The organism is Rhizobium zaerense (assembly GCF_051810725.1).
Lineage (GTDB): Bacteria > Pseudomonadota > Alphaproteobacteria > Rhizobiales > Rhizobiaceae > Rhizobium > Rhizobium leguminosarum_I.
The window spans coordinates 3,485,007-3,503,994 of record NZ_CM132690.1; the positions used below are offsets into that span (position 1 = coordinate 3,485,007).

The following is an 18,988-nucleotide window of genomic DNA, read 5'->3' on the forward strand; positions in this document are numbered from 1 at the left end:
GTTGATGGTTTCGCAGCAGGTTTTATCTGAAGTGTACAGGCCCCGGACCGAAATGGTTCCGGCTGCGGTCTGGCTGCTGCCCTCCCCCTCGCATCAGGCGCGACTTTCATTATCCGGCGCGGCCACTGCGGACCGCATTCTTTCTGTCTCAACAGCAGTCGGGAATGCGCTCTCGCGGCCACGCCGAGGAGCACAGCTTACATGGCAGACAAAATGCTTATCGATGCGTCTCACGAGGAAGAGACGCGCGTCGTTGTCGTTCGCGGGAACCGCATAGAAGAATTTGACTTCGAGTCCCAGCACAAGAAGCAGATCCGCGGCAACATCTATCTTGCAAAGGTAACGAGGGTCGAGCCCTCGCTGCAAGCCGCCTTCGTCGATTACGGCGGCAACCGGCACGGCTTCCTGGCCTTCGCCGAAATCCATCCCGATTATTATCAGATACCGCTTGCCGACCGTCAGGCGCTGCTTCGGGCCGAAGCCGAAGAGCATCGCCGCGACGAAGACGTCGAGCATGTCGAAACCGCGCCGATGGTCGATCTTTCCAAGCAGGATCAGCCGGATGTCGGCATCGTTCCGGCAGAGGCGCCAGAAACCGATGCCGCAACGGAAGAGACGGCAGCGGTAGAGACCGCGGCGTCGCCCGCGGCCGCCGAGGAAGCGCCTGCGAAGAAAGCAAGGCCGCGCCGCAGCCGCAAGAAGGTCGTAGAACCGGCCGCCGAAACGACCGAGACCGAAGACGCTGTTCCCACAGACGTTGAAGCCGAAGGCGCTTCAACCGTCGACAATGAGGATGACGGCTCGACCGGCGGCGCAATGGCCGCGATGGTAGAAACCGACTCGATCTCCGAAGACGTCGATACCAGCAAGCGTCGCAACGACGATGACGACGATGATGACGATCACGGCGAAGAGGAAATCATCGAATCCGTCGGCGCCGAAGACGCGATGGAAGAGGTGCCGGACCGCGTGCAGCGCAAGCCACGCAAGCAGTACCGCATCCAGGAAGTCATCAAGCGCCGCCAGATCCTGCTCGTGCAGGTCGCCAAGGAAGAGCGCGGCAATAAGGGCGCAGCCCTTACCACCTATCTCTCGCTCGCCGGTCGCTATTCCGTCCTAATGCCGAACACGGCGCGCGGCGGCGGCATTTCCCGCAAGATCACCAATCCTGCCGACCGCAAGCGCCTGAAGGAAATCGCGCGCCTGCTCGAGGTGCCGCAGGGCATGGGCGTCATCCTTCGCACCGCCGGTGCCAACCGCACCAAGGTCGAGGTCAAGCGTGACTTCGAATATCTGATGCGCCTGTGGGAGAACGTGCGCACCCTGACGCTGGCGTCTACCGCTCCCTGCCTCGTCTATGAGGAAGGCTCGCTGATCAAGCGCTCGATCCGCGACCTCTACAACAAGGATATCAGCGAAGTCATCGTTTCAGGTGAAGAAGGCTATCGTGAAGCGAAAGACTTCATGAAGATGCTGATGCCGAGCCATGCCAAGGTGGTTCAGCCGTACCGCGACATCCATCCGATCTTTTCGCGTTCCGGCATCGAGGCTCAGCTCGACCGCATGCTGCAGCCGCAGGTGACGCTGAAGTCCGGAGGCTACCTGATCATGAACCAGACCGAAGCGCTGGTTTCGATCGACGTCAACTCCGGCCGCTCGACCCGCGAACATTCGATCGAAGACACCGCGCTGCAGACGAATCTCGAGGCTGCAGACGAAGTCGCCCGCCAGCTTCGCCTTCGCGACCTTGCCGGCCTGATCGTCATCGACTTCATCGACATGGAAGAGAAGCGCAACAACCGCGCCGTCGAGAAGAAGCTGAAGGAATGCCTGAAGAACGACCGCGCCCGCATCCAAGTCGGCCGGATCTCGCATTTCGGCCTGCTCGAAATGTCGCGACAGCGTATCCGCGCGTCGGTTCTCGAATCGACCACGCAGGTCTGCTCGCATTGCGGCGGCACCGGCCATGTGCGCTCGCAGTCCTCCGTCGCCCTGCATGTCCTGCGCGGTATCGAGGAATATCTGCTGAAAAACACCACGCACAACATCACCGTGCGCACCACGCCTGACATCGCGCTCTACCTGCTCAACCACAAGCGCCAGACGATCATCGATTACGAAAGCCGTTTCGGCGTCGCTATCGTCATCGATGCAGACGGTTCGGTCGGCGCACAGCATTTCGCGATCGATCGCGGCGATCCGGTGGAAAACCCGGTCAAGATCGAAACGCTCTTCAACTTCGCAGCCATTCCCGAGGATGACGACGACGATATCGTCATCGAAGTGGATGAGGAGGAAGACGAGGAACTCGAGGAAAAGCCGGCCGTTGCCGAACGGCCCGTCGCAGCACGCTCGGAAGGCGAAGCTGACGGCAACCGCAAGCGCAAGCGCCGCAGGCGCCGCCGTGGCCGCAACGGCACTGCCGAGCAGCCGGCATCGGCAGCAGGCGAAGCCGGCGACGAGGATGAGGACGGTGACGACGAGGGCAGCGAAGGTGATGAAAACGCCGAAGCTACGCCTGAGACACGCGCTGAAAGCGAGGAATCGCAGCGCCGCAAGCGGCGCCGTCGCGGCAAGCGTGGCGGCCGTCGCAATCGCGCCGAAGATGGTTCCGAACTGACGGCCGGCGAAGCCGGTGAAGCCGGTGAAGACAATGGCGGCGACGAGGACGAAGGCGACGACGTTTCGAACGACGGCGCTCCGAGCGAAGCCGTGGCGGTCGAGGCGATTGCCGAACAGGCCGACGAAGGCCAGCCCGCAATGGCAGCTGTCGAGAGCGCACCTGTCATAACCGAAGAGGTGAAGCCCGCCCGCAGTCGCGGCCGCCGCAAACCGGCCGCATCGCCGGTCGAGGAACCGATTGCAGAGACGGTACCTGCGGTCGAGGCCGAACCGGAATTGGTGGAAGCCTCCGCCGATCTCGCACCGCCAGTCCAGGAAGAGGCAAAGCCGCTTCGCGCCAACCGTGAATCCAACATCTCCTCCTCCGAGCCGACGGTGAAATCCACCCGCGTCGAGAATGGCGAAGGCGATGACGGCAAGCCGAAGAAAGCCGGCTGGTGGCAGCGCCGTGGCTTCTTCTGAACGCTGATTTTCGGACGTATACACTGAAATCCGGCCGTGGCGACGCGGCCGGATTTTTGTTTATGCCGATGGAGATCGTTGCCAAACTTGAACCGTCGTGAGGTGGATGTGTATCTCTGATGATGATCACAAATTGGGCGCGATCATGCGGACGAATATCGATATCGATGACGCCTTGCTCGACGCGGCAATGACCACCGCGCGATTGGCGACGAAAAAAGACACTGTTCGAGCAGGCTTTGCGAAATCTTGTCGAGAAATACCGGCGGAAAAATGCGATCGCGCGCGGATAGGCTGGGAAGGCGACCTCAACGAGAGGCGTCACGACCGGTCTGAAGATACAAAGTGATCGTCGTCGACAGTTCAGCGTCTCGGTGCTCGGGATCGCCTGACCCCGCTTATGATCAGGCGGCCGGGGGATAGAGCAGGTCGACGATGTAGCTGGCGTCGAAGCGGGAATCGAGCATGCCGTAGGTGGAGCGCCAGCCGCCGGCAAGACGCGTCTCGATGAAGGCATCGGCAATGCGCCCTGCCCCCAGCCGGTACAGTTCGGCGGCACCGGCGGCGAGCGCCAGTTGCTCGACGAGCAGGCGCGCGGCGCCCTCATCCTGTTCGCACAGCGCGATTGCGGCGCGCAGCACGTCGATGGTCTTCTTGCCGGCAGGGCCGAGATCGCGGGCAAGGCCGGCAAAGACCGTCTCGAACAGATCCTTGCCGCGGTTGAGCACACGCAGCACGTCGAGCGCCATGACGTTGCCGGAGCCTTCCCAGATGGCGTTGACCGGAGCCTCGCGGTAATGGCGGGCGATCGGGCGCTCTTCGATGTAGCCGTTGCCGCCGATACATTCCATCGCCTCATAGATCAACGCTGGCGCGATCTTGCAGCACCAGTATTTGGCGACCGGCGTCATGACGCGGGCATAGGCCGCTTGCTCGGCATTGCCGCGCGCCTTGTCGAAGGCGTCGGCCAGACGGAAGGACAGCGCCGTCGCGGCGGCGACGTCGAGCGCCATGTCGGCGAGCACGCGCGTCATGATCGGCTGGTTGACGAGCATCTTGCCGAAGACGCTGCGGCCGCGGGTGTGGTGCACGGCTTCGGCGAGCGAGCCGCGCATCATGCCTGAGGAGGCCAGCGCGCAGTCGAGCCGGGTCAGCGTCACCATGTCGAGGATCGTGCGGATGCCGGCATCCGGACCACCGAGCAGGAAACCAAACGTATCGGTGAACTCGACCTCGGCCGAGGCGTTGGAGCGGTTGCCGACCTTGTCCTTCAGCCGCTGGAACTGCAGCCCGTTGGCGGAACCATCCTCCAGAAGGCGCGGCACGAGAAAGCAGCCCATCCCCTCTTTCGTCTGCGCCAGCATGATGAAGGCATCGCTCATCGGCGCGGACATGAACCACTTATGCCCGGACAGCCGGTAGATGCCCTCGCTGACCTTTTCGGCAGCGCTCCTGTTGGCGCGCACATCCGTGCCGCCCTGCTTTTCCGTCATGCCCATGCCGATGGTCACGGCCGATTTCTGCATGGCCGGCTTGTTCGACGAATCATATTTGCGCGAGAGAATTTTCGGCGCCCAGTCCTTCTGGACCGCGGGCGAGGCCGAGAGCGCCGCGACGGAGGCGCTCGTCATCGTCAACGGGCAGAGATGGCCGGACTCCAACTGCGACGTCAGGTAAAACCGCGCGGCGCGAACTCTATGGGCCTCGTCCTTGGCCTCGGTATCGGCCTGGGGGTCCCAGACGGAGGAATGCAGGCCGACCGACATGGAGCGGCGCATCAATGCATGCCAGGCGGGGTGAAACTCGACGACGTCGAGGCGCTCACCGCGTGGACCATGAGTGCGCAGCTGCGGCACGCCCTGGTTTGCCATGCGCGCCATCTCCTGCGCCTCCGGCGAGGTGACGTAGCGGCCCATATTTTCCAGGTCTTCGCGGATGCCGCGCGGCAGAGCCGCCGTCAGATCGACGATCAGCGGATCGGATCGATAGGCGTTGATGCCGGACCACAGGCTCGGCTGGTTGAGTTCTGCGAGTTTGTCGTCAATCCGGTTGGCGGAGGTCATAATTCGCTTCTAGTGTAAGAACCCGGCAAAGGGAAACCGGAAGTTATGATTCGGTTCATTCTGCTCTATCGGAATTCGGGCAAAAATGCATGGGGACATAAGCCTTTGCCCACAGCGCATGCTTGCCCCGGCGGGCCGCACTCTTTATAGACCCGCCAGAGACAGCAAGAGGCAGGGTCATGGTCTTTTTCCCCCACCGCCACCTCATCGGCATCAAGGGCCTCACCGAGCAGGATATCACCTATCTTCTCGACAAGGCGGACGAGGCCGTCAAGATCAGCCGCCAGAGAGAAAAGAAGACGTCGACGCTGCGCGGATTGACGCAGATCAACCTCTTCTTCGAGGCATCGACCCGCACGCAGGCCTCCTTCGAGCTTGCCGGCAAGCGGCTCGGCGCCGACGTCATGAACATGTCGGTCGGCAATTCCTCGGTGAAGAAAGGCGAAACGCTGATCGACACGGCGATGACGCTGAATGCGATGCGCCCCGACGTGCTGGTAATCCGCCATTCGAGCGCCGGTGCGGCCGCCCTTCTCGCCCAGAAGGTCTCCTGCTCTGTCGTCAATGCCGGTGATGGGCAGCATGAACATCCGACCCAGGCGCTGCTCGACGCGCTGACGATCCGCCGTGCCAAGGGCAAGCTTTCGCGCATCATCGTGGCGATCTGCGGCGACGTGCTGCATTCGCGGGTGGCGCGCTCCAATATCCTGCTGCTCAATGCGATGGGCGCCCGCGTGCGCGTCGTCGCACCGGCGACCCTCCTGCCCGCCGGCATCGCCGAGATGGGCGTCGAGGTCTTCCATTCGATGCAGGAAGGGCTGAAGGACGCCGACGTCGTGATGATGCTGCGGCTGCAGCGCGAGCGCATGTCCGGCGCCTTTGTGCCTTCGGTGCGCGAATACTTTCACTTCTACGGTCTTGACGCCGAAACGCTGAAAGCGGCGAAGGACGATGCCCTGGTCATGCATCCCGGCCCAATGAACCGCGGCGTCGAGATTGCCTCGGAAGTGGCGGACGGGCCGCAGAGCGTGATCGCCGAACAGGTGGAAATGGGAGTCGCGGTGCGCATGGCTGTGATGGAGACGCTGCTCGTCTCGCAGAACCAGGGTCCCCGAAGCGATGGAATGATGGCATGAGCAACCCGATCGTCCTCAAGAACGTCCGCATCATCGACCCGTCGCGCAATCTCGACGAGGTGGGGACGATCATCGCCGAAAACGGCGTGATTCTCGCCGCCGGCCACAAGGCGCAGAACCAGGGCGCGCCTGATGGCGCCGTCATCCGCGACTGCACGGGCCTTGTCGCGACGCCCGGGCTCGTCGATGCGCGCGTCCATGTCGGCGAACCCGGCGGCGAACACCGTGAGACGATCGCCTCGGCGAGCCGGGCGGCAGCGGCTGGCGGCGTCACCTCGATCATCATGATGCCGGACACCGATCCCATCATCGACGACATCGCGCTCGTCGAATTCGTCAAAAAGACGGCGCGGGATACGGCCGCCGTCAACGTCTATCCGGCAGCCGCCATCACCAAGGGCCTTGCCGGCGAGGAGATGACGGAGATCGGCCTGTTGATGCAGGCAGGCGCCGTCGCGTTTACCGATGCCCATTCCAGCGTCCACGACACGCAGGTGCTGCGCCGGATCATGACCTATGCGCGTGAATTCGGCGCCGTCGTCTGCTGCGAAACGCGCGACAAATATCTCGGCGCCAACGGCGTCATGCATGAGGGGCTTTTCGCCAGCTGGCTCGGGCTTTCCGGCATTCCAAAGGAAGCCGAGCTCATCCCGCTCGAACGCGATCTCAGGATCGCGCAGCTGACCCGCGGCCGTTATCACGCCGCGACGATCTCGGTGCCGGAATCGGTCGAGGCGATCGAGCGCGCCCGCAGCCGCGGCGCCAAGGTCACCTGCGGCATCTCGATCAACAATCTGGCGCTCAACGAAAACGACATCGGCGAATACCGCACCTTTTTCAAGCTCTATCCGCCACTGCGCCCGGAAGATGACAGGGTGGCCATGGCCGACGCCCTTGCCAGCGGCGCGATCGATATCATCGTTTCCTCACACGACCCGCAGGATGTCGATACGAAGCGCCTGCCGTTCGGCGAGGCGGAGGATGGCGCGATTGGCCTTGAAACCATGCTGGCGGCAGCGCTCAGGCTTCACCATGGCGGCCAGGTGAGCCTGATGCGCCTGATCGACGCCATGTCCACCCGCCCCGCGCAAATCTTCGGCCTCGCGGCCGGCACGTTGAAGCCGGGCGCTGCGGCCGATATCGCACTGATCGATCTCGATGAGCCTTGGCTTGTCGCCAAAGACATGCTTCTCTCCCGCTCGAAGAATACGCCGTTCGAGGATGCGCGCTTCAGCGGGCGGGCGGTCGCGACATACGTCTCGGGAAAGGTTGTCCACGCAATTTAGGATCGACACGCTCACCGTCCATCCCGCAGCGGGAGAAGGCTGACTCGAGGATAGGCCACGGAGGGGCTGAGGGGACATATGTTATCCAATCTCATGTCATGGCAGATCACGCTGCCGATCGCGCTTGCTGCCGCCGTTATCGGTTATCTCTTCGGCTCGATCCCGTTCGGCCTGATCCTGACGCGTGCCGCCGGCCTCGGCGACGTGCGCAGCATCGGCTCCGGCAATATCGGCGCGACCAATGTACTCAGAACAGGAAACCGATCGCTCGCCGCGGCGACGTTGCTGCTCGATGCGCTGAAGGCGTCGGCGGCGGCCTGGATCGTCGGTTATTTCCTTGGTGAGGAGGCCGCGATCATCGCCGGCTTCTTCGCCTTCATAGGCCATCTCTTCCCGGCCTGGATCGGCTTCAAGGGTGGCAAGGGTGTCGCCACCTACATCGGCACCCTGCTCGGCGTCGCGCCGATCATGGTCGTGCTCTTCGCCGCCGTCTGGCTGGCGGTCGCCTTCACCACCCGCTACTCCTCGCTATCGGCGCTTGTCGCCATGCTTGTCATTCCGGTTGCGCTGTGGATACTGGGTAACGAAAAGGTTGCGGCTGTCATGGCGATCATGACCCTCATCTCCTACTGGAAGCACAAGGCGAATATTTCCCGCCTGATGAGCGGGACGGAAAGCAAGATCGGGGCAAAGGGATAATGGATGCGCTGAGCGCCGGACCAAAAGGCGTGGTGCTGACCGAACGGCAAAGAATTGCCTGGCTGCGCCTTATCCGTTCCGACAATATCGGCCCTGCCACCTTTCGCGACCTCATCAATCATTTCGGCTCGGCCGAGGCAGCGCTTGCCGCACTGCCGGAGCTTTCGGCGCGTGGCGGCGCCACGCGGGCAATCCGCATCGCCAGCGAGGCCGAGGCGCATCGGGAACTGGAGGCGGCGCATCGCTTCGGCGCCCGCTTCGTCGGCATCGGCGAGCCGGACTACCCGCAAGCGCTGAAGCAGATTGACGGCGCGCCGCCGCTTCTCGCCGTCAAGGGTGCGCTTGCCGCTGCCAAACGCCCGGCCGTCGGCATCGTCGGCTCGCGCAACGCCTCGATCGCGGGCGCGAAATTCGCGGCGATGGTGGCGCGCGACTGCGGCCGGGCTGGATATACCGTGGTCTCCGGCCTGGCGCGCGGCATAGACACTGCCGCCCACCGGGCAAGCCTCGGCACAGGAACGATCGCGGCGCTCGCCGGCGGCCTCGACCAACCTTACCCGCCGGAGAATATCGACCTGCTCGAAGAGATAACCGGCGGCAACGGCTTGGCGGTGAGCGAGATGCCCTTCGGCTGGGAGCCCCGCGCCCGCGACTTCCCGCGCCGGAACCGGCTGATCGCCGGCATCGGCCTCGGCCTCGTCGTCATCGAAGCGGCGGCGCGTTCGGGCTCGCTGATCACCGCACGGCTGGCTGGCGACTTCGGCCGCCTGGTGTTTGCCGTGCCCGGCTCACCGCTCGATCCGCGCTGCCATGGCACCAACGGCCTGCTGAAGGACGGAGCTTCGATCGTCACCGCACCCGCCGATGTCGTCGAGGCCCTGGCGCCGCTTGCGCAATTCGACCTGTTCCCGTCATCGATGGCGGAGGAGCCGGCGCCTGGCGGTAAAGCAATGTCGGTGCCACCAGGCGATTCCGATCGATACCGCATCATCGATGCGCTCGGGCCGACGCCGGTCGAGATCGACGACGTCATCCGCCATACCGGCCTGTCGGCATCCGCGGTCTATCTCATCCTTCTGGAACTCGATATATCAGGCAGGCTGCACCGGCATCAGGGCGGCCTCGTCTCGCTCTCCGATTGAACCTGGGTACGACATCGGATGGCGGCTTTTCGCATTGTCGAACGCTGCGTCGAAAATCTTAGGACATATACTATAATCGTATTTTGCTGGTTTCCGCCCTTTGGTTGCAATAGACACAAGAGGTAAAATTGTAGCAAACCCCTTGACCGCGGCGATTTCCCTGTCCATGTCGGGTGGCCGATATCCATGTTGCGGTGTGTGTCGCGCTGGCTTCAACGCTGGCGTCGTTTCCCTTTTAGAGAATCATCATGAATGTTGTAGTGGTGGAATCGCCTGCCAAGGCCAAGACGATCAATAAGTATCTCGGTCCGGGATACAAAGTGCTCGCCTCCTTCGGCCATGTGCGCGATCTGCCTGCCAAGGATGGCTCAGTTCTTCCTGATCAGGATTTCGAAATGCTTTGGGAGGTCGATAGCGCCTCCGCCAAGCGGATGAAGGACATTGCCGACGCGGTGAAGTCCGCCGATGGCCTGTTTCTCGCGACCGACCCGGATCGCGAAGGCGAAGCGATTTCCTGGCATGTTCTCGACATGCTGAACAAGAAGCGCGTGCTGAACGGTAAACCGGTCAAGCGCGTCGTCTTCAATGCGATCACCAAGAAAGCCGTGCTCGACGCGATGGCCGATCCGCGCGACATCGACGTGCCGCTGGTTGACGCTTATCTCGCCCGCCGCGCGCTCGATTATCTCGTTGGCTTCAATCTTTCGCCGGTGCTGTGGCGCAAGCTGCCCGGCGCGCGTTCGGCCGGCCGCGTTCAGTCAGTGGCGCTTCGCCTGGTCTGCGACCGCGAATCCGAGATCGAGCGCTTCATTTCGGAAGAGTACTGGAACATCTCGGCGCTGCTGAAGACGCCGCGCGGCGACGAGTTCGAGGCAAGACTGGTTTCGGCGAGCGGCAAACGGCTGCAGCCGCGCGCAATCGGCAACGGCGAAGATGCCGGCCGGCTGAAGGCATTGCTCGAAGGCGCGAGCTATGTCGTCGACACGGTCGAGGCGAAACCGGTCAAGCGCAACCCGGGACCGCCGTTTACGACCTCGACGCTGCAGCAGGCGGCCTCCTCCAATCTCGGCTTCTCCGCTTCGCGCACCATGCAAATCGCGCAAAGACTCTATGAGGGCGTCGATATCGGCGGCGAGACGGTTGGTCTCATCACCTATATGCGAACCGACGGCGTGCAGATGGCGCCCGAGGCGATCGATGCTGCGCGTAGCGCCATCGTCGACCAGTTCGGCGAGCGCTACATGCCGGAAAAGCCGCGCCTCTACTCGACCAAGGCGAAGAACGCCCAGGAGGCGCACGAGGCGATCCGGCCGACCGATTTCTATCGTTCGCCCGACCGCGTACGCAAATTCCTCGATGCCGACCAGATCCGACTCTACGAGCTGATCTGGAAGCGCGGCATCGCCAGCCAGATGGCATCGGCCGAGATCGAGCGCACGACGGCTGAAATCACCGCTGACAACAAAGGCGAGAAGGCCGGTCTGCGTGCCGTCGGTTCGGTCATACGCTTCGATGGTTTCATCGCCGCCTATACCGACCAGAAGGAAGATGGCGAGCAAAGCGACGACGGCGACGAGGATGGCCGCCTGCCGGAGATCAATGCGCGCGAGGCGCTCGCCAAGCAGAAGATCAATTCGACGCAGCATTTCACCGAACCGCCGCCGCGTTATTCGGAAGCCTCGCTGATCAAGAAGATGGAAGAGCTCGGCATCGGCCGCCCCTCCACCTATGCCGCGACGCTCGCGACGCTGCGCGACCGCGACTATGTAACGATCGACAAACGCAAGCTGATCCCGCAGGCCAAGGGCCGGCTGGTGACGGCATTCCTCGAGAGCTTCTTCACCAAATATGTCGAATACGACTTCACCGCCGATCTCGAAGAGAAACTTGACCGGATTTCCGCCGGCGAGTTGAACTGGAAGCAGGTGCTGCGCGATTTCTGGAAGGATTTCTTCGCCCAGATCGAGGACACCAAGGAACTTCGCGTCACCAACGTGCTGGATTCGCTGAACGAGGCGCTGGCACCGCTCGTCTTCCCGAAACGAGAGGACGGTAGCGATCCGCGCATCTGTCAGGTCTGCGGCACCGGCAACCTGTCGCTGAAGCTCGGCAAATACGGCGCCTTCGTCGGCTGCTCGAACTATCCGGACTGCAACTACACCCGCCAACTCTCCTCCGAAAACGGCGGAGAAGCGGACGGTGCCGCCCTCAACGAGCCGAAGAACCTCGGCACCGATCCGACGACCGGCGAGGAGCTGACGCTGCGTTCCGGCCGCTTCGGCCCCTATATCCAGCGCGGCGACGGCAAGGAAGCCAAACGCGCTTCGCTGCCGAAGGGCTGGAAGCCTGAGGACATCGATTATGAAAAAGCGATGGCGCTGATCTCGCTACCGCGCGATATCGGCAAACATCCAGAAACCGGCAAGATGATCTCGTCGGGCATCGGCCGCTACGGGCCGTTCCTCCTGCATGACGGTTCCTATGCCAATCTGGAAACCGTCGAAGACGTGTTTTCGGTCGGTCTCAACCGTGCCGTGACTGTTATCGCCGAAAAGGCGAACCAGGCCCCGGGCCGAGGTTCGCGCGGGACACCGGCAGCGCTGAAGACGCTCGGCGATCATCCTGGTGGCGGCGCCATCACCGTTCGCGACGGTAAGTACGGCCCCTATGTCAACTGGGGCAAGGTCAACGCCACGCTGCCGAAGGGCAAGGATCCGCAGGCGATCACCGTCGAAGAGGCGCTTGCGCTGATCGCCGAGAAGGCCGGCAAGACCCCTGCGGGCAAGGCGGCCAAGGCGAAAGCCAAGCCAAAGGCCGCAGCCGCCGAAGCCAAGAGCACCAAGACGGCCGCCAAACCGAAGATAACGAAGGCGAAAGCGCCCGCGAAATCGAAAAAGGGCTGACGTGAGCAGAATACCGCGCGAGAGAACGAACCCTGCGGGCAAGCGCCCGGGCAAGACCGGCCGCGCCGGCAAGGATGCTCCCGCCGTCGAGCCGCTGAACATCGTCCACGGCGCGCTGCCTTCCCGCGAGGTGATCCTGCGCTTCATCGCCGATCATCCGCAGAAAGCGTCCAAGCGTGAACTCGCCAAGGCGTTCGGCCTGAAAGGCGATAGCCGCGTCGAGCTCAAGCAGATGCTGCAGGAGCTCGAGCAGGAAGGCATGCTGCAGAAGAACCGCAAGTCGCTGATCCGGCCCGGTGCGCTGCCGCCCGTCACCGTTCTCGACATCACGACGCGCGACAAGGACGGCGATCTGATCGGCCGGCCGGCAGAGTGGCCGGAGGACCAGGGCGTGGCACCCGCCGTCGCCATCCGCCAGCAATCGCCGGCAGGCCGCCAGGGCAAGGGTAAGGCGCCGGTCGCGGGCCTCGGCGATCGCATCCTGGCGAAGATCTTCCCGGCTGTCGATCGCGGTGGGCCGGCCTATACGGCACGGATCATCAAGGTGATCGACAGGCGCCGCGGCGCCTCGATGGGCGTTTTCCGCACTGCGCCGGGCGGCGGCGGGCGGCTGCTGCCGATCGAACGGCGCGGCGAGGAGATGGTGATCGATCCCGATTTCACCGGCGGCGCCACGGACGGCGATCTGGTCGAAGTCGAAATCGCCCGTCTCGGTCGTTTCGGCCTGCCGCGTGCCAAGGTGCTTTCCATCGTCGGTTCCGTCGGTTCGGAAAAGGCGATCTCGATGATCGCCATCCATGCGCACGGCATCCCGCATGTCTTCCCGCCTGCCGTCATCGCCGAGGCGGAGGCCGCAAAGCCCGCCACCATGTCGCATCGCGAGGACTGGCGCGACGTGCCGCTGATCACCATCGACCCGGCCGATGCCAAGGACCATGACGACGCGGTTTATGCCGAGCTCGATCCCTCGCCCGACAATCCCGGCGGCGTCATCGTCACCGTCGCGATTGCCGACGTCTCCTGGTATGTCCGCCCGAATTCGCCGCTCGACCGCGAGGCGCTGAAGCGCGGCAACTCTGTCTATTTCCCCGATCGTGTCGTGCCGATGCTGCCCGAGCGCATCTCCAACGATCTCTGCTCGCTGAAAGAGGGCGTCGACCGCCCGGCGCTCGCCGTGCGCATGAGCTTTTCCGGCGAAGGCCGCAAGATCGGCCACATCTTTCATCGCATCATGATGAAGAGCGCGGCCAAGCTGTCCTACCAGCAGGCGCAGGCGGCGATCGACGGCAAACCGGACGATCAGACCGGACCGATGCTCGAGCCGATCCTGAAGCCGCTCTGGCACGCCTATGAGGTGATGAAGCGCGGACGCGACCGGCGCCAGCCGCTGGAACTCGACATGCCGGAGCGCAAGATCCTGCTGAAGCCCGACGGCACGGTCGACCGGGTCGTCGTGCCGCCACGGCTCGACGCGCATAAGCTGATCGAGGAGATGATGATCCAGGCGAACGTCTGCGCTGCCGAGACCCTGGAAAAGAAACGTCAGCCGCTGATCTACCGCATTCATGACGGCCCGACGCTTGCCAAGCAGGAGATCCTGCGCGAGTTTCTGGCCACGCTGGGGATCTCGCTTGCCAAGGGCGGCAACATGCGCGCCAACAACTTCAACGGCATCCTGGCGAAGGCGGATGGCACGCCGCATCAGACCATGGTGAGCGAGATGGTGCTGCGTTCGCAGAGCCAGGCGATCTACGGTCCGGAGAATATTGGCCATTTCGGCCTCAACCTGATGAAATACGCCCACTTCACCTCGCCGATCCGCCGTTATGCCGACCTCATCGTGCATCGCGCCCTCGTCGGCTCGCTAGGCTTCGGCGAAGGCGGCATCACGCCCGACGAAGAGGCGGCGCTCGACGATATCGCCGCCGAAATCTCGACCTTCGAGCGCCGAGCCATGGCAGCCGAGCGCGAGACGGTCGACCGGCTCATCGCCCATCACCTCAGCGGCCGGGTCGGCGAGGAATTTGCCGGACGGGTCTCGGGCGTGACAAAATCGGGGCTTTTTGTCGCCCTGCCGGACTATGGTGCCGACGGTTTCGTCCCCATATCTACGCTCGGCACCGATTACTTCATTTACGACGAGGCACATCAAGCGCTCTCGGGTGAACGAACGGGGCTCGGCTATCGCTTGGGCGACAGCGTCACTGTGAAACTTGCCGAAGCGATCCCGCTTGCCGGCGCGCTGCGTTTCGAAATGGTCAGCGAGGGCCGCGAGATGCCGGCGGCAGTGCGCTCCTTCCACAAGGCAGGTCGCCGCGACAGGGGCCAGGTCCGCAAGAAGCCTGGGACAAGGCCGCCACGCGGACGCCACTAGATCCGAAGAGGAACATGCGATGAGCACACCGACCGATCCGGCCCTCCGCTACGGGGACACGCCCGAGGTCGAGCGCCCAGTTGGGCGCTCCATCATGCGCGGGCTGATGAATCGTTGCCCGGCCTGCGGCAGCGGCAAACTCTTTCGCGCCTTCCTGAAGTCGGTTGATCATTGCGCGGCCTGCGGCGAGGCGATGCATCACCAGCGCGCGGACGACCTGCCGCCCTATATCGTCATCCTCGTCCTCGGACACGTCGTGGTCGGCGGCTATATGCTGACCGACATGACCTTCGTGCTGCCGGTCTGGGCCCATTTTGCCATCTGGGCGCCGATCACCGTCATGACAGCGCTCGCCTCGATCCAGCCGATCAAGGGCGGGGTCATCGGCCTGCAATGGGCGCTGCGCATGCACGGCTTCGGTGGCGAGAGTGATGGCCCGGACGATTATGACATTCCCCAACGGCCTGATTGAGCGCCTTCACCTTCCAGACATATTTAACGTGTAGTGCCAGCCCTCCACCGACCCGCCGGGGTAGCCGGCGATCCTCAACGACTTGACAAGGTAAGCTTTTCTTGTCTGAACAAGCTTTACATTCCGCAGGTGGTCACTCACATCGGAAATACTGCGAAACGCTGCCCGTCACCTGGAATTGGCACGCCTGTGTCTTTCTATGCGAGGCGATCGGCCGTCTCGCTCGCACAGCTTTCTAAGGATGCATAAATGTCTCAGCCGAGAAACGGCACACCGGGCGATGTCGAAGAAATCCATTGGCCTTCTCTGGTGGCAGCCATCTCGTCCATATCAGCCGTTGGCATAGCAATCGGCCTCGGTCTGCCCCTCCTCAGCATCATCCTCGAAAAACGCGGCATCTCGTCCACCCTGATCGGGCTCAACACGGCGATGGCTGGCGTCGCGGCGATGGCCGCCGCACCGATCACCACCAAGCTTGCCCATAAATACGGCGTGGCGCCGACAATGCTCTGGGCCGTGCTGATTTCGGCGCTGAGCGCGCTCGGTTTCTATTACGCCCAAGATTTCTGGATGTGGTTTCCGCTGCGTTTCGCCTTTCATGGCGCGACGACGACGCTCTTCATCCTCTCCGAATTCTGGATCAACGCCGCTTCGCCGCCGTCCAAGCGCGGTTTCGTGCTCGGCATCTATGCGACGGTGCTTTCCCTCGGCTTCGCCGCCGGACCACTGCTCTTTTCAATCCTCGGCAGCGACGGCATCTTCCCCTTCCTGATCGGCGCCGCCGCCATCCTGCTTGCGGCCATTCCGATCTTCATCGCCCGCGACGAGAGCCCGGTGCTCGAGGAAAAACCGGAACTGCATTTCATGCGCTATGTTTTCCTGGTGCCGACGGCGACGGCGGCGGTCTTCATCTTCGGCGCGGTCGAAGCGGGCGGACTGTCGCTCTTTCCGATCTTTGCCGTGCGCGCCCATTTCACCGAATCGCAGGCCGCACTGCTGCTCACCATGATGGGCGTCGGCAACGTCATTTTTCAGATCCCGCTCGGCCTGCTTTCCGACCGCATCGCCGATAAGCGGCCGCTTCTGGCCGGCATGGCGCTGATGGGCTTCATCGGCTCTATGATGTTGCCGCTACTGCTCGACAATTGGCTGCTGATGGCCGGGCTCCTGCTTTTCTGGGGCGGCTGCGTCTCAGGCCTCTATACGGTCGGCCTCAGCCATCTCGGCTCGCGGTTGACGGGTTCCGATCTTGCGGCGGCCAATGCTGCCTTCGTCTTCTGTTATGCGATGGGAACCGTAGCCGGGCCGCAGGCGATCGGCGCGGCGATCGATGTCGCTGGAAATAACGGTTTTGCCTGGGCGATTGCCGCTTTCTTCGGTCTCTACGCCCTACTTTCCGGCATCAGACTGATGTTCATTCGAAAACGGACTTGACTTTTCGGGCGGGATTCGTAGTTTCGCGCCAGAATTTGCCGTGGAGCCCATCCGGCTTCCACGGCTTTCATTTTCTTAAAGGCAGGACGACCATGGCCAAGGCTACAACAATCAAGATCAAGCTGCTGTCGACAGCCGACACCGGTTTCTTCTACGTCACGACGAAAAACAGCCGTACGATGACGGACAAGATGACGAAGACGAAGTACGACCCGGTTGCAAAGAAGCATGTCGAGTTCAAGGAAACCAAGATCAAGTAATCACTTGGCCTGACGGATTTCAAAAAAGCGCGCGCCTTCGGGTGCGCGTTTTTTATTGCCAGTTTGTGGTCTTTGAAAAATGATAGCGCAAACAGACAAAACGCCGCCCTTCCATCTTCGGGAAGTGGCGGCGTTTTCTTGAAAGGGGGTCGGCCAGCATGCAAAACGGCACGAGGAACCGCTATAACTTGCCTACTAGCCGACCGACCCCACGACCCAGGAGATGCGGCGGACCTGAGCATCATGGGGTATCGACAACTCCTCAACGGGAGCGCTTCTCTTATGAGCCGATAATTTGCGCAAAAATGAAAGAAAATCAACAAATTCTTAATGATGAATTTTCTTATCTTGATTCTATGGTTAAAAGTCCAGATTTGGGACATACAAAGATTGATCGGCTCTGCTTGAGCTTGAAGCGTAGCGCCTCGCCCTTCGAAGAAATTCGACAATATAGCTTAACAACTTACGCCTGCCCTACCCTTACGTGAGGTGACGTCGCCGCAATCTATTTGACACTGTCGGCGGCAGGCATTTTTTATAGTCTCCATTTCACTCTGAGCTACGGCCTGATGCTCGCAAGACTATCGCGTCGCACATCTCCGCAGCAACGCGGCGAGTCCATTTTTGGGCTATTGAGTTGCGAAATTTTCGCCCCGCATTGCCCAGGCGAAGATTAAAAATCGGTAACAATTCGCTTACCGCAGTGGAAAACTCGCAAATGGCACATATGGCGGCAGGTGATTCGTCACGCGGCCGCGGCGACCACACGGTTGCGGCCGGTATTCTTGGCCTCGTAAAGGGCCAGATCCGCCTGTTTCATCAGCTGGCCGGGGGTCAGCACCGACGCAATACGCGAGGCGATGCCGAAGGAAGCAGTGACATTCAGCGCTTCCCCGGAGTGTTTCAGCATGAAGGGAGCGCTTTCGATCGCCGCGCGCAGGCGCTCGGCGACGGCGGCGGCAATTTCCGGCGAGGTGTCGGGCATCACGACGACGAATTCCTCTCCACCGTAGCGGCAGGCGAGATCGGCACCGCGGATGGTCGAACGGACGCGATTTGAAAATTCCCGCAACACCTCGTCGCCGCCGTCATGGCCGTAGGTGTCGTTCACATGCTTGAAGCGGTCGATATCGGTGATCAGCACCGAAAGCGGCCGGCCACGCGCCATCGAACGGTTGAAGAGCACGTTCAGGTGATTGTCGAGATAGCGCCGGTTATAAAGGCCGGTCAGCGGATCGGTCACGGCAAGCTCGATCGTCTGCTTGACGCTGGCGCGCAGCCGGTCGTTGTAGCGCTTGCGGCGGATTTGCGTCAGGCTGCGGGCGACCAGTTCATTGGCATCGACCGGGCGGATGAGGTAGTCATTGACGCCGAGATCGAGTGCGCGCACGACCATGTCGTCAGCGCCCTGCTCGGTGATGATCAGGATCGGCAGGAAGCGCGTGCGCTCCAGAGAGCGCAGCTGTGAGCAGAGGCGAAGCGGATCGTAATCGTCGAAATTGGCGTTGACGATGACGAGATCGAACGCGCTTTCGGCCGCCTCGAAGAGGGCGGCCTGCGGATCTGAGAGGGCAAGCACGTCGGCGACGGGCTTCAACGCCTTGATGATGCGCTCCTGCGAATTGGCGCGGCCGTCGACGAGCAGGACCTGAGCGGTCTCGTCGGCGCGGCCCTCGCCTGCCCGCGTCAGGTCGTCGATACCCATCGTATGGGCGGTTTCGGCGCGAATGCGCAGCTCATCGCTCAACGTCTTCAGCCGCAGCAGACTCTTCACCCGGGAGATCAGTTGCAGATCGTTGACCGGCTTGGTGAGAAAATCGTCGGCGCCGGCCTTCAGGCCTCGTACGCGATCGGTCGGCTGATCGAGCGCGGTGACCATGACGACTGGAATATGGGCGGTCTTCTGGTTGGCCTTCAGCCGTTCGCAGACCTCGAAACCGTCTATGCCGGGCATCATGATGTCGAGCAGGATGAGATCGACCTGGTTGCGCTCGCAGATCGCCAGTGCCGTGTAGCCGTCCGCTGCGGTCATCACGTCGAAGTACTCCGCAAGCAGCCGCGCCTCGAGCAGCTTCACGTTGGCCGGAATATCGTCAACCACCAGTATTCGCGCAGTCATAAGCGTCTTTCCGATG

Annotated in this window: 12 protein-coding genes and 1 pseudogene; 11 read left to right on the forward strand and 2 right to left on the reverse strand. The window is 62.4% G+C overall.

Features of this window, described 5'->3' with window-relative positions; genetic code table 11:
• Nucleotides 1-201 precede the first annotated feature (201 nt).
• A complete protein-coding gene (locus ACS4RR_RS17040) occupies nt 202-3,084 on the forward strand; it encodes an Rne/Rng family ribonuclease (protein WP_260110643.1) in 2,883 nt (960 codons plus the stop codon).
• A gap of 145 nt (nt 3,085-3,229) precedes the next feature.
• Nucleotides 3,230-3,433 (forward strand): annotated as a pseudogene (locus tag ACS4RR_RS17045) (type II toxin-antitoxin system VapB family antitoxin).
• A 55-nt stretch (nt 3,434-3,488) separates the two neighbouring features.
• Here the strand turns inward: ACS4RR_RS17045 and ACS4RR_RS17050 are convergent.
• The gene (locus tag ACS4RR_RS17050) at nt 3,489-5,147 is read right to left on the reverse strand and encodes an acyl-CoA dehydrogenase family protein (protein ID WP_260110642.1); all 1,659 of its coding nucleotides are present in this window, start codon (nt 5,145-5,147) and stop codon (nt 3,489-3,491) included.
• A gap of 179 nt (nt 5,148-5,326) precedes the next feature.
• Between ACS4RR_RS17050 and ACS4RR_RS17055 the strand changes: the two genes are divergently transcribed.
• The 9 genes from ACS4RR_RS17055 (at nt 5,327) to rpmG (ending at nt 16,853) form a co-directional block, all read left to right on the forward strand.
• Entirely contained in the window at nt 5,327-6,283 is a 957-nt protein-coding gene (locus ACS4RR_RS17055) for an aspartate carbamoyltransferase catalytic subunit (protein ID WP_017963884.1), read from the forward strand.
• Nucleotides 6,280-7,569, forward strand: a complete 1,290-nt coding sequence (locus ACS4RR_RS17060; RefSeq protein ID WP_260110641.1) for a dihydroorotase — start codon at nt 6,280-6,282, stop codon at nt 7,567-7,569. The genes ACS4RR_RS17055 and ACS4RR_RS17060 overlap by 4 nt, the downstream gene beginning before the upstream one ends.
• A 78-nt stretch (nt 7,570-7,647) precedes the next feature.
• Complete coding sequence (gene plsY, locus ACS4RR_RS17065; RefSeq protein WP_170280151.1) at nt 7,648-8,268, forward strand: glycerol-3-phosphate 1-O-acyltransferase PlsY; 621 nt, start codon at nt 7,648-7,650, stop codon at nt 8,266-8,268.
• A complete protein-coding gene (gene dprA / locus ACS4RR_RS17070) occupies nt 8,268-9,410 on the forward strand; it encodes a DNA-processing protein DprA (RefSeq protein ID WP_170280150.1) in 1,143 nt (380 codons plus the stop codon). Before plsY ends, dprA begins: the two co-directional genes overlap by 1 nt.
• A gap of 248 nt (nt 9,411-9,658) precedes the next feature.
• Nucleotides 9,659-12,313: a type I DNA topoisomerase gene (topA, locus tag ACS4RR_RS17075; RefSeq protein WP_222384784.1), complete on the forward strand. Its 2,655-nt coding sequence runs from the start codon at nt 9,659-9,661 to the stop codon at nt 12,311-12,313.
• Nucleotide 12,314: 1 nt separating this feature from the next.
• Nucleotides 12,315-14,687 carry a ribonuclease R gene (rnr, locus tag ACS4RR_RS17080; protein WP_170256824.1) on the forward strand — a complete coding sequence of 791 codons (2,373 nt, stop codon included), beginning with the start codon at nt 12,315-12,317 and terminating at the stop codon, nt 14,685-14,687.
• Nucleotides 14,688-14,706: 19 nt separating this feature from the next.
• Nucleotides 14,707-15,159: a DUF983 domain-containing protein gene (locus ACS4RR_RS17085; protein ID WP_260110639.1), complete on the forward strand. Its 453-nt coding sequence runs from the start codon at nt 14,707-14,709 to the stop codon at nt 15,157-15,159.
• 249 nt (nt 15,160-15,408) lie between these two features.
• Nucleotides 15,409-16,593 (forward strand): MFS transporter, encoded by a 1,185-nt coding sequence (locus tag ACS4RR_RS17090; RefSeq protein ID WP_170262789.1) that lies wholly within the window; start codon nt 15,409-15,411, stop codon nt 16,591-16,593.
• Nucleotides 16,594-16,685: 92 nt separating this feature from the next.
• Entirely contained in the window at nt 16,686-16,853 is a 168-nt protein-coding gene (gene rpmG, locus ACS4RR_RS17095) for a 50S ribosomal protein L33 (RefSeq protein ID WP_003547442.1), read from the forward strand.
• Between the two features lie 745 nt (nt 16,854-17,598).
• On the opposite strand, the gene ACS4RR_RS17100 is transcribed toward rpmG, so the two are convergent.
• On the reverse strand, nt 17,599-18,972 hold the full coding sequence (locus ACS4RR_RS17100) for a PleD family two-component system response regulator (RefSeq protein WP_260110637.1): 1,374 nt from the start codon (nt 18,970-18,972) through the stop codon (nt 17,599-17,601).
• Nucleotides 18,973-18,988 lie beyond the last annotated feature (16 nt).